The following is a 13,670-nucleotide window of genomic DNA, read 5'->3' on the forward strand; positions in this document are numbered from 1 at the left end:
ACGAGTTGTATGTCTTCACGACATAGTTGAGGTTATCGGACCTTCAAGCTAACCGCGATCGTTGCGACCGATAGAACCGGTCAGCTTCTTGAAGCGGCGACGTTGCTTGTCCCAGTTGGGTTCGGCGGCGATGGAGCGGACTTGACGCTCGGTGATTGGTGCTCGACCACTGAAGTACGGCTTCACGAAAAGCAACTCTTCTTGAAGATCCGGGGCGAGCAGACACAGGTTCATGATCTGACTCAGACGTGCTCGTGTGACTTGCCCTGCTCGCGCTAGATCGGCCTGCGATCGAAGGCGGCCAGAAGCCAACGCCTGATCGAAGTGAATGGCGAGTGCCATCAGCCGAACTATCCGCGGTAGTCGGCCGGGTATGACCGCCTCTGGGGCCGCACCGCCGCGAAGCTCTTTGGCTCCGCGATCTCTACGGGCAACGTGAAACGTGCGGCGTATCGTCGGCGAGTGCGGCGGTGTTTCGTCTAGTTGATCGTCTGAGTCGTTCATTTCAATGTCCTCCCTGTACAAAACCAATCCGGAGAGAGTCAGCGGATTTTGCAGGGCTTTTCGGCCCGGAATGGCTGTTGCGATGCGATTCGCGTCTCGTTTGATCGGGATCGAGACAAAGCAATTGCGAAAGCTGCTGGTGGTTTTGCTGTTAACCGAAGCTGCTTTTTCTCGCATGTCTGCGAGTGGTTAACAGGGAGAGAGAATGTTGCCCAAAGCGACTCCATCGCTGGCAATCTGTTCCGGTTCTTCTGAGCGGCGCGGCCGAAAACTGAACGGCAAACTACTCACTACCCACGCGACCATTGCGGATGGCGAATCGGACCGTACGCTCGTCGTTTCAGCGGGGTAAAAAAATGATGCCACCCCGATTATTCCAGAATTGCAAGGGAATCGGCAGCACGAATGGCCGCGATCGTTCACCCACTTTTGACACTGCTTGCGTCGCTCACGCGGCAGGAACTAGCCCAGCAAGTGACTTATCTAAAAGCGGAGAATGCAATTCTTCGGAGTAAGTTACCCGATCGGATCACGTTAAACAATCAGGAACGCCGCCGATTGGTTCGCCACGGCAAAAAGCTTGGCCCGCGAATCAAAGAACTGATCTCGATCGTGAGCTACTCGACGTTTCGCCGCTGGGTCCGGTCTATGGAAGATGGGCCATCTAAACGACCAAGGTCCAAGGCCGAGAGCAAGGCGGGCCGGCCAAGGACCGACGAGAGCATCGCCGACACGATCATCCGGATCCGCAAAGAGACTGGTTGGGGCTACACCAAGATCATCCAGGCCATGCGGCGACTTGGACATCGTATCTCACGGCAAACCGTCAAGAACATCCTGATCGAGGCCGGCCTTGGTCCGGATCCGAGTGACCATCCCGACACGTGGTCGGACTTTCTCAAGCGCCATGCGGCGACGATGTGGCAGTGTGACTTTGCGTCGAAAAGAAAGTGGACGGTCAAAGGGATGGTCGATCTTTACTTTCTAGTCTTCATCCATGTGGAGACGCGGCGCATTTGGATATCGCCATGCACGGCGAATCCGACTGGCCAGTGGACGACGCAGCAGGCTCGCAACTTTCAGATGCATCTACAAGACGAGCACCTGCGATGCGAGATTCTGCAGCGTGACCAGGATTCAAAATACGTCGACGCGTTCGACGAGGTATTTCGTTCGACCGGCTGCAAGATCAAGAAGACGTGCGCGCGATCGCCAAACCTGCAGGCATTCGTTGAACGCGTGATTCAGACGCTGAAGCACGAAGTGCTCAACGCTTTCTGCATCGTCAGCGAGAAGCACTTGGACCACATTCTCAGCGTGTCGCGAGACTGGTACAACCATCGCCGCGGACATTCGGGGCGAGATCACCTTTCACCGGTCCGTGACGAAGGAGAGCCTCCGGTACTTGAGCTGGCTAAACACAAAGTCTTCTGCCACACCGAACTTGGCGGACACTTGAAGTCGTACCGCGCCGTGGCGTAACCAATCCGAGCCGAACTGTAACAGTAGTTTATTCCGGCGACACCGTCTAACATCAGCGTAACCGGATCGACCAGAGTTGGGATTAAGATTGTCGCATCAATCATTTAGGCTTGGAGGCGAAGGCAGCTCTAACTCCAGGTCTTCATTCCACTTCTGATACAATCTCCATATCTGCGTCTTTCCCTTGAATGGCTTTACCACGACGCGTGCGCGGTATCCGTATCGCTGACCCACTTGCGGATTCCGAATGACGTATTGCCAGTCCCAAGCCGGACTATGGGTGTCGGGATCACCGGCGTCGTCCTTGAAGAAGTTCCACATCGCGAATCGGATCGAATCGGTCTGATCGAACAGAACCATAAAGAGCAGCCTGTCATCGGTTGTCTTCAGGTCGCGATCGCCGTCTAGAAAGCCGTAGTAGAAAGGTGCGATGAACTTCTTCTCGGGATGTTCGATGACATTTAGCGTTTGTGCTCCTGGCTCGAAGGGCAGATCCGATACGCCTGCATGAGCCACCGTCCCGACCTCAAAGTCTTTCCCTTTTCCAACACCGAACCGCACCCAACCCGTGCGGTCTCCCTCTTTGCCCCAGAAGTGAATCCTTCAATCAACTGTGCGATTCATGTACGACGCCCGCATCATGGCGACGAATCCCTGCGGAAAAAGGTCTCTGGTGGGCGTGCATTCGAAGGTGAGATCGATCTGACCTTCGTTTGACAGGTCGTAGATCATCTGAGCTCCTAATCCCCATTGGGAACCTGCGGCGGGCCAATGGATTCGGAATCGGCTTTCGTCCAGTTGCTTTACATGGCAAGGGTCGCGGCGTGGAGTGAACATAGAAATGTCATCTTGTTCTTTCGCACCATTGAAGATGTGTTCGAAGTTGAGCCCCACTGCATCGTCACGGAAGAGATTCGATGTGGGGAAGGACTTCAGAAAAAGTGGATTCAACCCGCTGCCCTGGCGATCCTCGTTGGACAGGTTGTCATGGAGCACACCCTCAAAGCTGGAATTCTCCACTGCGAGGGCATCTTAGCCGCTCGCCGGCGCGACCAGCAGCGTTCCAAGAAGGGCCACTGATAAAGAGCAGATGGAAAGTCGTCTGTTCATTGCTGGTTGGTGAAGAGCATTGGTGAGGAGGGAATCCGATTCCCCGCAGAGATTGGAGCAACCGAAAGATTTGAAGCATCAAACAGCTTCGGCTTGTCGGCAAAACGTCTGGATAGCCGGCCTACGTCCCAGCAAACTTCGCAGTCAACCATTTCTGAAATCCCGGAGTCGTTTGTTCCGATGTTTGCAACGTAACCTGCGGCGAGTCTGTCGAAAGTTCGAATTGCAATCGCTCGCCGTCCTCGGGGATGAGGACCTGCTCTGCGACACTAGCGTCGTTAACCATTTGCCTGAGTTTGCTTCGACTCATCAGGCAATGATCGATGGCCTCTAGATGGTTGAACACGACCTTTGCCGGAGCCAGTTTCGCAAGCTCGATGAGTTCGGCTTCGCTGAACATCAAATCTTTACCGATGCCAAAATTTGCCGTTCCGGCCGGAGCGACGATCACTTGTGGCCTGAGTCTCTCGATGGCGGACTTGACCGTGTTCGTCAACACCGTGTCACCGGTGATGTAAACGGTCGGTTCATCCGGGTGAGCCAGGTAGTAGCCGGCAACCGGTCCCATCAGCCATCCGATCATCCCATGTCCATGTGTGGCGGGAATGACTTCAACCGATAGGTCGCCCGAGTCTTGGGTGATGATTCTGGCGTCCAAACCCTTGCGTCGGAGGTTGGGGGCATCAATGCTGCTGCACCACAACTTCAATCCGCGAGATTTGATCCACTCGACTCCCGGTTTATCCAAATGGTCGGGATGTTCGTGTGTGATGAGTACTTCGGTCGCCGTTTTAAACAACTCATCGGCGTTGTTTGGCAAGGCCGTAAATGGATTCTTGCGGCGTTCGCCGCGAAACAGTCTGAAGCCTGCCAGCGACGAAGGCGGCGATAACATTGGATCGACAAGGATTCGATGTTCGCCAATCTCCAGCAGGATAGTCGCGTTTCTAATCTGCGTAATATTCATTTCTAACCTCGTCCAGTTTCGTTTTCAGCTTTCCGGCGATCTCGGGATGCTCGCGGATCACGTTGGTTTGCTGGCGGGGATCGGATTTCAGGTTGTAGAGCTGCGAGGGCGGTGAGCCCGGCTTGATGCGGCCGTCGGAGGTAATGTCGCTGTTGATGTTATCAGTGTTCTTAATGCCGGTGAGCCCGTTGCCGAAGCCGCCGCCACCCTGCGCTGGGATGTAGACCCAGTCGGCATCGCGGAGGGAGAGGTGCTCGCGGCTCTGCCCGGCAAGGACGAGATGGTCGCGGCAAGGTTGAGCGGGTTCACCGGTCAGTTCGGGGAGGACAGAGATGCCGTCGGGGGCAGCATGCTCAGGCAGTTTCACGCCAAGGATGTCAGCGCAGGTCGATGTCATATCGATCGAACTGATTAGGGCGTCGGACTTGCTGCCGGCGGGAACGCGACCCGGCCAACGGATGATGAACGGCACGCGGTGACCACCTTCCCAGACGTCGAACTTGAATCCCTGCAGGTGGGCGTTGAGGCGATGGCCGAGTTCCCAGGCCCGGCGGCCGCCCTGGTTGAGCATGCCGCCGTTGTCGCTGGTGAAAATGAAGATCGAGTCGTCGGCGACGCCGATTTGTTCGAGCTTTTCCATCAAGCGGCCGGTGATCCAGTCGAGTTCGTGAACGAAGTCGCCGTAGCGTCCGGCCTTGCTGGTGCCCTGGAATCGTGGATGGGGCGTGAACGGGTGGTGGATGGCCGTGCTCGCGAAGTAGAGGAAGAACGGCTTGTCCTTGTTCGCGTCCATCCACTCGAGCGCCTTGTCCGTCAGGTGGGTGCCGACCATTTCATCGACGTAGAGCCCGTGTGCCGCCTTGCCGCCTCGGAAGCCGAGGCCGTTGCGCAGCGGAGCTTTCTTCTTCTCGGGATAGGCCTGTGTGTGTGGGTTGCCTGTGTTCTTTCTCCAGATCAGCGGATCCTCCGGCACGAGCCCGACCACGCGGTGGTTCTCGACGTATACGAATGGCGGGTGGCTGTTCACCACCGGAACCCCGTAGTAATAGTCGAATCCTAGCTCGAGCGGGCCGGGTATCAGTTCGCCGTTCCAGTTGGGATGTGGATCACCAAAGCCGAGATGCCACTTGCCGATACAGGCGGTGGTGTAGCCAGCCTGTTGGAACACATCGGCGAGAGTGGTTGTGTCCGGATCGATGATCAGACCGTGCTGGGCGAACACCGGGTTGTAGTTGTCGACGCGCCAGGCGTAACGGCCGGTCAGCAGGGAGTATCGCGACGGCGTGCAAACAGCCGATGCGGAATGGGCATCGGTGAAAACGCGGCCTTGCTCGGCGAGGCGGTCGATGTTCGGCGTCTTGAGTCGGCTGGCTCCGTAGCACGACAGGTCCCCGAAGCCGAGGTCGTCGGCGTAGACCAGCACGACGGCTCGAGGGGCCTTTGGGGCAGCGGTTGCTGTGGCCGCGAACAGGATGAGTCCGGCGATAGCAAGCTGCTTCACGCACTGAAAAATCCGGCTAATTGCTGCCATTCGAGACATGCGCACTGATCTCTTCATGGGTCGACATTCGATGGGGTTGGATGGATGGCTTCCAGGGCGAATTCTGCCGCGGACGGTAGGTAGCGGTCATAGTAGCTTCCGCCTTGCACACCGATCAGACGCTTCACTTCGGGCTCGAGGGACGCTGCTGCGGGGCCGATCCGCCGCGCGATCTGGATGGCCTCGAGTCGCTCGGCATAGTTGCCTTTCCGCAGGACCTTCCTCAGCGGGGCGAGAGTGGATTCGTTGGTCTTGCCCATACGCCGCGACCGATATGGCGTGTCGAGGAAGACTGGCAATAGCGAGTTCCGGAGCATATTCATTTCCTAACTCCCGTCAGGCTCAACCCCGAAATCTCTGCTTCCGTTTCCCAGTGGCCCATGCCCTCAAAACCAATGCTGAAGTTGTAGATGGCATACTTTTCGGGATCGAAAGACAACTCGGGCTGCTTCTCATGTCCTTGTCGCAATGCTTCGGCAACCAACTTGCGAACATCGACTTCCACCGTGCGTTGTTCCGACAATTTGGGAACCGGCTTGCCGCCACTGGTAATGCTGTCGCGATAGAAGACGTTGCCGTGCTGCTCGATGCCAAGGTGAGGGGCGTAGCGTTTCTCGTTGCTGGCAAAGAGCATCATGCCGGCGAACAGTTTCTGCTCCAGAACATCCGGATTTCTCAGAAAGAACATGAACTTCAGATTCATCCCAGAACGGGCGGCTCCGCGAATCGCATTCGGCCAGTTCGAGAGTTTCTTCATTCGATCGACCTGGAACGACACTCGAAAATCGAGTCGCTGGAACTCGGCCAGCGGAATCGGCTCCATCATTCGCTGATTGACAAGGAAATGCGGCCACGTATCGCGAGCCCACTTTGCCGAGTGTCCCGTCGCGGCGTTCCGAATCTCGTTCTGCGAGTTGTAGTACAGCCTCAACGTTCCCTGGCGATCCGTCGTGACACGTTTGACGAGCTTTGTGTCACGGTCTGGATGGCCCTTCGGCAACCGATAGTTATTAAATTGCGCGAACTGCAGTCGCTCTGGCGAGTTCTCCTCGATCGTGTGATTGACGATGAGTCGATGCGCATGCAGCTCACGAACCAGATTGCCAGTTTTGTCTTTGAAGTTGTGATGCAGGCCTTCCTGAAAGTCCCATGGATGTGTTTTCACGCCAACCTTCTTCACCGGACCATCAGGGATGAGGAACACTCGCCACGGCGAGATGTCTCGATATTCCGTCACTTCACCAAGCGGTGGACGCCGACCTCCGCTGTACTCGCTGCCGTAGATGAAGGCTGCACCAAATCCTTCGGCGAAGCTGTTGTCTTTAATCAGAGATACATCGTCTTGCCCCAAAGACAGGTTGCCAATTGACGCGACCAGCATCAGCGCCGCCACAGTGAATGCAGTGGTTGTATTCATAGGATTATTCTTCTTTGTTCGATTGAGTCGGCGTCTCGTTAATCGTGACTCAGGCGGTAGGCGTGCCTACTTGTTTGGAAGTCTCACCACTTGAGTGTTGAAGATGTTCCAACCGATCTTGCTAATCAGTTTTTCCCAGCAACAAACGAGCCTGTGTTCCCCAGCCGCCGACGAACACATCCTGTATTCCGTCACCGTTCAAGTCACCAACTTCGATATCCCAGGTGAGTCCGGTTGTTGCACTTGGAATTACATCTTTAGTGACATCGCGGAAGTTGCCTTTCCCATCATTGCGATAAGCATGAACTCGCAGCGGTCGGAAACCGGGGATGTCGATTGCGCAAAGCAAAATGTCCAAGTCACCGTCGCGATCGAAATCGACCACACCCGCGTCATAGGATGAGAACTTGTTCGCTGGCATCCTAAGTTCGGTTTCATCGTTGAAGTTGCCGGAACCATCGTTGATCAGCAGTCGAGCTTGTGGGTTTTTCTTCCAGGCTCCGTTGTTACTGGTCAGATTGGCGAACAGTACGTCCTTGTCACCATCTCCGTCGGCATCGAACAATACGACTTCGCGCGTTTCCAATGGCTCCTTCAACTCCAGGCGTTTTGGCTGGTCGGTAAATTTCCCGCTTCCGTCGTTGATCAAAAGTCGATTCGTCGGAACTTCGTTGCCGACGACCAAATCCAGATCGCCATCTCCGTCCAGATCGGCCGCTTCAATGTCCTGTGTTGAGTCGTCGATTGTTGGCAAGTTGGCGGAGGTGACGTTCTTAAGTTTTCCAGTTCCGTCGCCAAGCCACAGAAAATTCTGTTGAATGCTTTCCCATTCCGGCTGTTTTTCAGAGCCGGCAGGTCGCGGGTTGCCGGTATTGGCAACAATCACGTCAAGGAGCTTGTCGCCATTGATATCTGCCACGAAAACATCGTTCGCGATGCTACGGGCCGGCAGGCGGTCAGTGACATCACGGAAGGTGCCGTCGCCGTTGCCGAGATAGAACTCATGATTCCCGCCTTCCTCGGCAACAAAAATCGCATCGAGATTTCCATCATTGTCGAAATCAGCAAGCTTCACTTCCTCGTTGTCGTGCTTCTTCTCCTGAAACACGCCCTTCTTCCAAGTCAGCTTCCCGCCTCCTTCGTTCAGGTAGAGTCGATTGGCACTGAACTCCAAAGCGGCCACGACGTCCAGATCGCCGTCGTTATCGACGTCGCCAAATTCAGCGTCCAACAGATGGGCGAACGCATCTTGAGGAACGTGTGTCTCCGTCACGTCAGTGAAGTATTTGGTGTCTTGCGCGGATGCCGTCGAGTATGTCACGAGCGATACCGCAGCGATCAGCAGCAACAGCCTGTGGGGTGGTTTGAGAATCTTCATTTCATCTCCAATGTTTCGTGAAGGGCTCATGTAGTGACTGTCGTTGCCCAGTCTCGTTTGATTGCTTGACTGAAATGGCTTCAACTGTTTGCAACTACGATGCCAGACAGCAGAATGAAGGAATCACGCTTCTATCCCTCGTACCGCTCTGAATTCTGTAACGAAACGATGCGCTTGCACGAACTCACAATGCCAATTCTGTCATCGCTCATGGCGATCAGAGGAAGTGGAAGATGCTGGTATGGTGCACACCTTGCGATTGATGCACTGCAAGAAGATGGGGAGATGCAACGACAGGGGCAGCGCGAGCTACTCGGCGTCCGAGTGCGAGACTTGCGTCGGGATCTCGTACTTTTCCAGCAGGCGGTAGAGAGTGCGGCGACTGACGCCGAGCAAACGGGCAACGCGAGCCTTGTTTCCTTCTTCGCGAGCCATCAACTCAGCAATATGGACTCTCTGGATTGAGTCCAAGTCGTCACCGGCCTCGCTGGTCGAATCGCTGGCCGGCGCAGGTTCACCGGGCGCACAGCTTGCGACGACCTCCGGAAGGTTCCCCACTTTTATGACTTCGTCGTCCGCAAGAATCTTTGCGCGTTCGATCGCATTGATCAGTTGCCGCACATTGCCTGGCCAACTGTAGTTCTGGATCGCTTTCATCGCATTTGGTTCGATCTGCCAGTCGTCGCCAGCGAAATGTACGGCCAATAACTTGATGTCGTCCTGCCGCTGGCGAAGTGGAGGCAACCGCAGCGTCAGCACATCGATGCGATAGTACAAATCTTCTCTGAATCGACCGTTCTTGACTTCCTGTTCCATGTCCCGATTGGTCGCACTGATGATGCGAACGTTGACCTTACGTTCTTTCGTCGAACCGACGCGTCGAAGTGAACCGTCTTCCAGCACGCGAAGGAACTTGGCCTGCAACGACGGAGCGAGTTCTCCGATCTCATCAACAAACAATGTTCCGCCATCGGCCACTTCAAACAAGCCCGGCTTGGCACTGGTCGCACCGGTAAAGGCTCCCTTCTCGTGTCCGAACAATTCGCTTTCCAGCAGTTGCTCGGGCAGAGCGGCACAGTTAATCGTAATCATCGGTTTGTCTGCAACGGCACTTGCCTGATGCAGAGCTTGCGCGACAAGTTCCTTTCCCGTTCCGCTTTCACCTTGAATCAGTATCGGCTTGTCCGTTGGGCCGGCTCGTTCAATCAGTCGCAGCACCTCATTCATCGCCGCCGATTCGCCGATCATGTCGAAAGTCGGCCGCGTACGTTCGAGAGCCACTTTGAGTTGACGGTTCTCTTTGCGCAGGCGGCTGGCCTGATACGCCTTTTCGATGACGACTCTTAGTTCGTCCATCTCGACCGGTTTGCTCAGGTAATCATGAGCGCCCGCCTTCATCGCTTCGACGGCTGTGCGAACCGTGGCTTCACCGGTCAGCATCACCGATTCGGTCTCGCCGGCCCGCTCTTTGATGTGGCCCAGCAATTCGAGCCCCGACATGCCTGGCATCGACAGGTCGACGATGGCAACATCGAAACTGTGCCGGTCAAACAACTCAAGCGCGGCCTCACCGGATTCGCAGTCTTCAACGGTGTGACCAAATTTGCGAAGCGTTCGGGCCGTCAGTGAACGGAAGTCCGCATCGTCGTCAATGATAATGAGCGATATTTCGATGGCGGACTTACTCACAATAATCGGCTCCCTGGACTACTGCTGATCGGATGGTGAAACGCACTTGGCTTTGTCGAAACACTCCTTCGTCAACGACTCGGCTGCCTTCAGGATTGCCTCTTCCAATTCACCACCTTCAATCGGCTTGACAAGATAAGCAACGACGCTCGGATGGCACGGCTCACAAGGGCGGTCGTGTGACGAGACAATAATCACGGGTACCTTAGAGCAGGCCGCTATCGCAGTGATCGCTGACACACCATCCATCTGCGGCATGGCAAGGTCGGTGATGACCACGTCGGGCTGTTCGGCTTTGCAGAGTTCAACGAGCTGCGCACCGTCACACGCTTCCCCGACCACACTATGGCCTAGCCGAGGAAGGAAGCGCTTGAAGAAATCCCGAATCTCGGGTTCGTCGTCGGCAACTGCGATTCGTAAGGACTTGGTCACGGTTTGGCTCTCGGAATTTTCAAAACAAATTCGGCACCACCGCTCGACGAATTGCGTGCTTCGATTGTTCCACGATGGGCCTCGACGATCCTTTTTGCAATCGCCATGCCCAGACCGGTTCCCTTGTGCTTCGTCGTGAAAAACGCCTCGAAAATACGGCTTCTCTGCTCTTCGGTCAGTCCGGGGCCGTTGTCGCGCAACGAGACGCACACGCCCGGCTGGCCATCTACGTCAGAATTGACACACTCAATTTCAATCTGGATTGGGTCGCTGCAAGCGGCCAACGAGTTCTCCAGCAGGTTCCGAAACACCTGTTCCAGACGAAACGAGTCGACCGGAAGCACCGGATCACTGTCAGCCGTATTCTCGATCAAGCGAACAGCGCGCGGCTTCCACGCCGGTTCGAGATGCGTCCACGCCTTTTTCCAGATCCCTGACAGATCGCAGTCAGAGATTTGCAGGTTCATCGGCGCAGCAAAGCTTCGCATCTCGTCGTACAACCGCTGCAAGTCTTCACGGGCACCCGCGATTCGTCGCAGGTCTTCGTATGATTCGGACGCTTCATCAAACTCAAACTTCAGCATCTCAACGCCGGACTGAATTCGTTGCAAGGCGTTTCGGCTTTCGTGAGCCAGGGCGGACAACATCTTTCCCATGGCCGCTAGTCGCTCACCCTGAACAAGCTGTTGTTTCGTCTGCTCCAATTCAGTGATGTCCGTCATGAAACCCTCGATGGCTTCCAACTGACCGTCTGACGCAAAGACTCCTTGCCCCTGCTCCCAGACAAAACGTTCCTGCCCGCTTCGATGATGAATTCGATAGACGAATTGAAATGACCGGTGCTCCTTCAAGCTAATTTGAACTTCGTTCCAAACCCTTTCGCGATCGTCGGGGTGCATGAACTCAGCCCACGTCGGCGAACCGTCGGTGATCTCGTTCGCCGAATAGCCACAAACTTGTTCACATCCATCGCTGATGAACTCCATCGTCCATTGTTCGTCATTGAGACACCGATACGCAGCTCCCGGCAGGTTGCTCATCAACGTTGAGAGTTGCCGTTCCCGCAGTTTGACCGCCTCTTCGGCTTTCTTGCGTTCCGTGACATCGTGAAGCACCCATATTTCACTTTCACGATCGACATAGCCCGCAAACTCGACCGTCTTGATTTCGCCTGATTTGCAGGTCACCTTGATCTCCCGTCGGCCCGGGAATCCATCGACTTTGTCGGCTTCGTACAACTGACGCACTTCGTCGCTTCGCTCGCGGTAAAGCAGTGAAAACCAGTCGTCGAGCGTCGCGATCTCATCCGACGAATAACCGAGTATTTCCTCGGTTGTGCGGTTGAAGAAAACTGCCTCGCCCTCGATGGCAATCGCCCCGGCAGGAAGTTGTTCGACCATGCGCCGAAATCGTTCGTGACTTTCGCGGATCGCAATCTTCGCATCACGCGTGGGAGTCATATCGCGCGTGATACTAAGAATCCCTGTGATTTCACCACTGGTGTCGGACAGCGGAACGGATTGACTTTCAACAAAGCGGCGTCCACCCTTTTTACCAATCACTTCATATTCGGCGCGTCCGCTGTGCCCCTTCAGCACTTCGCTGTTAATTGATTTCATAGCTGCGTGATACTCGGGAGCTATGAAAGCAAGAGCAGACTCACCTTCCACCTCATCAAACGAGTCCACTTCGACCATCTCTAGACCGGCACGATTCATCGCCAGAAAATTCCCCTGCTTGTCGAAGACCTTCACGCATTCAGAGACGCTCTGAAAGATCGTGTGCAGCAACACATCCCGACCTGTGATGGCGGCAGCTTTCAAGTTGTTTGCCGGCTGGCACGGGTCGGCAGTTGCGTCAGATGTCAAAGCGTTTTCAGTTGGCATGAGGCTACCGGTTTCGGTTGAATTGGCCGTCGTCAGGGCTCATTCTACCAAACATGACCAGTATGCAACTCGCCACGAATGCATGTGCCGCTTCATGCCTCGCCGCGCCCCGGGTAGTCATTGTCGACGATGTACCTGAACCCGGCAATCAGTTCGTCGATGCTCGGTCTGGTAAATGGCATCGATTGGATTGATGCCGCGTACAACTCATTGTCCGGCCGAACGATGAAGAGGCCCGGTTCGCTGAAGATTTCAGGTTCGTCCGGCTTGATGGCTTTGGAAACGTAGAGTCCCCACGTGCGGGCTTCTACGATCGATAGGTCGTAGCCGATCGGGAGATTTTGAATTCTCCATTCTTCTTTGCTTCGGGTCGCTCGTTCTTTGGAATCGCTGCTGATCGCGACCGCGTTGATACCGAGTGACGCCAGTTCGTCCAGTTTGCGGTCGATGCTACCCAGATACTTGCGACAGATCGGGCAGTGATAACCGCGATAGAAGAAGACGAAGGTGAAGTGTTCCGGCGACTGTTCGCTTAGTGCCCAATCGGGGCCACCGACGGTCTTAACGGTCAGGTTAGGGACTTTTGCTTGTGGTTTGAGCATTGCTTTTCCTGTGGTGATTTGGTGTTTCACAAAGTTTTCAAAGCGTCGGCGATTGGCGTTTCGCCATTGATGAACTCGAACGCCGAACCGACCGTTTTTGGTTCTGCAAGTGACGCGGCGATGACTTCAGCCACGTCTTCGCGACTGATTTGGGCGTCGGTGCCATCAAAAGCGTCTCCAGTCTGAATCTTGGCTGTGCCCGGCTCATCATTGAGATAGCCCGGGCGCAGGATCGTGTAGTCGAGCCCGCTGGCTGCCACATACTCATCCGCTTCGTGCTTGGCGTGCAGATACCGTCGCAGGTTTTCCGGACCCTGCTCAGGTCGACCCGCATAAATGGAACTGAGCAATACGAAGCGGTGAGCTCCTGCGCTGTTCGCAGCATCGCAGAGATGGATCGCACCGTCTCGATCGACTGCTTCAACCGCCTTTCCTTTGGAGCCAGCGGCGAACACGACCGCATCTTGTCCCGCAATCGCGGCATCGAGAGTCTCTTTATGTGAGACATCTGCCAATACCGCGCGGGCGCCGGTTTGCAGCAGGACATCCCTCTGGGATTCAGATCGAACCATCCCGGTCACTTCATGCCCCCTCTCAATGAGCTTGTCGATGAGCAATCGACCGACTGCTCCCCGCGATCCGGCGACAAGAATCTTCATGGTT

Annotated in this window: 14 protein-coding genes; 1 reads left to right on the top strand and 13 read right to left on the bottom strand. The window is 55.4% G+C overall.

Annotated features, from left to right (window positions below; all coding sequences use genetic code 11):
* Positions 1-48 precede the first annotated feature (48 nt).
* A complete protein-coding gene (locus HFP54_RS25275; RefSeq protein ID WP_206036265.1) occupies positions 49-681 on the bottom strand; it encodes a hypothetical protein in 633 nt (210 codons plus the stop codon).
* Positions 682-909: 228 nt separating this feature from the next.
* Between HFP54_RS25275 and HFP54_RS16630 the strand changes: the two genes are divergently transcribed.
* Positions 910-1,986, top strand: coding sequence for an integrase core domain-containing protein (locus HFP54_RS16630; protein WP_168566021.1), 1,077 nt, complete (start codon positions 910-912; stop codon positions 1,984-1,986).
* Positions 1,987-2,082: 96 nt separating this feature from the next.
* On the opposite strand, the gene HFP54_RS16635 is transcribed toward HFP54_RS16630, so the two are convergent.
* From HFP54_RS16635 to HFP54_RS16690, 12 genes are all read right to left on the bottom strand, one after another.
* A complete protein-coding gene (locus HFP54_RS16635) occupies positions 2,083-2,547 on the bottom strand; it encodes a hypothetical protein (protein WP_168566022.1) in 465 nt (154 codons plus the stop codon).
* Positions 2,548-2,589: 42 nt separating this feature from the next.
* Positions 2,590-3,006, bottom strand: coding sequence for a hypothetical protein (locus HFP54_RS16640; RefSeq protein ID WP_168566023.1), 417 nt, complete (start codon positions 3,004-3,006; stop codon positions 2,590-2,592).
* A gap of 211 nt (positions 3,007-3,217) precedes the next feature.
* Positions 3,218-4,063 (bottom strand): MBL fold metallo-hydrolase, encoded by an 846-nt coding sequence (locus HFP54_RS16645; protein ID WP_168566024.1) that lies wholly within the window; start codon positions 4,061-4,063, stop codon positions 3,218-3,220.
* Positions 4,044-5,564, bottom strand: coding sequence for a sulfatase family protein (locus HFP54_RS16650; protein WP_315853918.1), 1,521 nt, complete (start codon positions 5,562-5,564; stop codon positions 4,044-4,046). Before HFP54_RS16650 ends, HFP54_RS16645 begins: the two co-directional genes overlap by 20 nt.
* 53 nt (positions 5,565-5,617) lie before the next feature.
* On the bottom strand, positions 5,618-5,863 hold the full coding sequence (locus HFP54_RS16655) for a hypothetical protein (RefSeq protein ID WP_168566026.1): 246 nt from the start codon (positions 5,861-5,863) through the stop codon (positions 5,618-5,620).
* Between the two features lie 59 nt (positions 5,864-5,922).
* Positions 5,923-7,020 (bottom strand): hypothetical protein, encoded by a 1,098-nt coding sequence (locus HFP54_RS16660; protein ID WP_168566027.1) that lies wholly within the window; start codon positions 7,018-7,020, stop codon positions 5,923-5,925.
* A gap of 121 nt (positions 7,021-7,141) precedes the next feature.
* Positions 7,142-8,398, bottom strand: a complete 1,257-nt coding sequence (locus HFP54_RS16665; RefSeq protein WP_168566028.1) for an FG-GAP repeat domain-containing protein — start codon at positions 8,396-8,398, stop codon at positions 7,142-7,144.
* 309 nt (positions 8,399-8,707) lie between these two features.
* Complete coding sequence (locus HFP54_RS16670) at positions 8,708-10,087, bottom strand: sigma-54-dependent transcriptional regulator (protein ID WP_168566029.1); 1,380 nt, start codon at positions 10,085-10,087, stop codon at positions 8,708-8,710.
* A gap of 18 nt (positions 10,088-10,105) precedes the next feature.
* On the bottom strand, positions 10,106-10,519 hold the full coding sequence (locus HFP54_RS16675) for a response regulator (RefSeq protein WP_168566030.1): 414 nt from the start codon (positions 10,517-10,519) through the stop codon (positions 10,106-10,108).
* On the bottom strand, positions 10,516-12,405 hold the full coding sequence (locus tag HFP54_RS16680) for a PAS domain-containing sensor histidine kinase (protein ID WP_235951971.1): 1,890 nt from the start codon (positions 12,403-12,405) through the stop codon (positions 10,516-10,518). The genes HFP54_RS16675 and HFP54_RS16680 overlap by 4 nt, the downstream gene beginning before the upstream one ends.
* Before the next feature lie 92 nt (positions 12,406-12,497).
* Complete coding sequence (locus HFP54_RS16685; protein ID WP_168566032.1) at positions 12,498-13,007, bottom strand: peroxiredoxin-like family protein; 510 nt, start codon at positions 13,005-13,007, stop codon at positions 12,498-12,500.
* A 26-nt stretch (positions 13,008-13,033) separates the two neighbouring features.
* Complete coding sequence (locus tag HFP54_RS16690; protein ID WP_168566033.1) at positions 13,034-13,666, bottom strand: SDR family oxidoreductase; 633 nt, start codon at positions 13,664-13,666, stop codon at positions 13,034-13,036.
* Between the last annotated feature and the right edge of the window lie 4 nt (positions 13,667-13,670).

This window comes from Crateriforma spongiae, assembly GCF_012290005.1.
GTDB classification, from domain to species: domain Bacteria; phylum Planctomycetota; class Planctomycetia; order Pirellulales; family Pirellulaceae; genus Crateriforma; species Crateriforma spongiae.

Excerpts from the sequence above, each read along its gene's own strand:
- HFP54_RS16630 (WP_168566021.1), top strand. The coding sequence starts at position 910 with ATGGCCGCGATCGTTCACCCACTTTTGACACTGCTTGCGTCGCTCACG.
- HFP54_RS16680 (WP_235951971.1), bottom strand. The coding sequence starts at position 12,405 with ATGCCAACTGAAAACGCTTTGACATCTGACGCAACTGCCGACCCGTGC.
- HFP54_RS16685 (WP_168566032.1), bottom strand. The coding sequence starts at position 13,007 with ATGCTCAAACCACAAGCAAAAGTCCCTAACCTGACCGTTAAGACCGTC.
- HFP54_RS16660 (WP_168566027.1), bottom strand. The coding sequence starts at position 7,020 with ATGAATACAACCACTGCATTCACTGTGGCGGCGCTGATGCTGGTCGCG.
- HFP54_RS25275 (WP_206036265.1), bottom strand. The coding sequence starts at position 681 with ATGCGAGAAAAAGCAGCTTCGGTTAACAGCAAAACCACCAGCAGCTTT.
- HFP54_RS16645 (WP_168566024.1), bottom strand. The coding sequence starts at position 4,063 with ATGAATATTACGCAGATTAGAAACGCGACTATCCTGCTGGAGATTGGC.
- HFP54_RS16655 (WP_168566026.1), bottom strand. The coding sequence starts at position 5,863 with ATGGGCAAGACCAACGAATCCACTCTCGCCCCGCTGAGGAAGGTCCTG.
- HFP54_RS16690 (WP_168566033.1), bottom strand. The coding sequence starts at position 13,666 with ATGAAGATTCTTGTCGCCGGATCGCGGGGAGCAGTCGGTCGATTGCTC.
- HFP54_RS16665 (WP_168566028.1), bottom strand. The coding sequence starts at position 8,398 with ATGAAGATTCTCAAACCACCCCACAGGCTGTTGCTGCTGATCGCTGCG.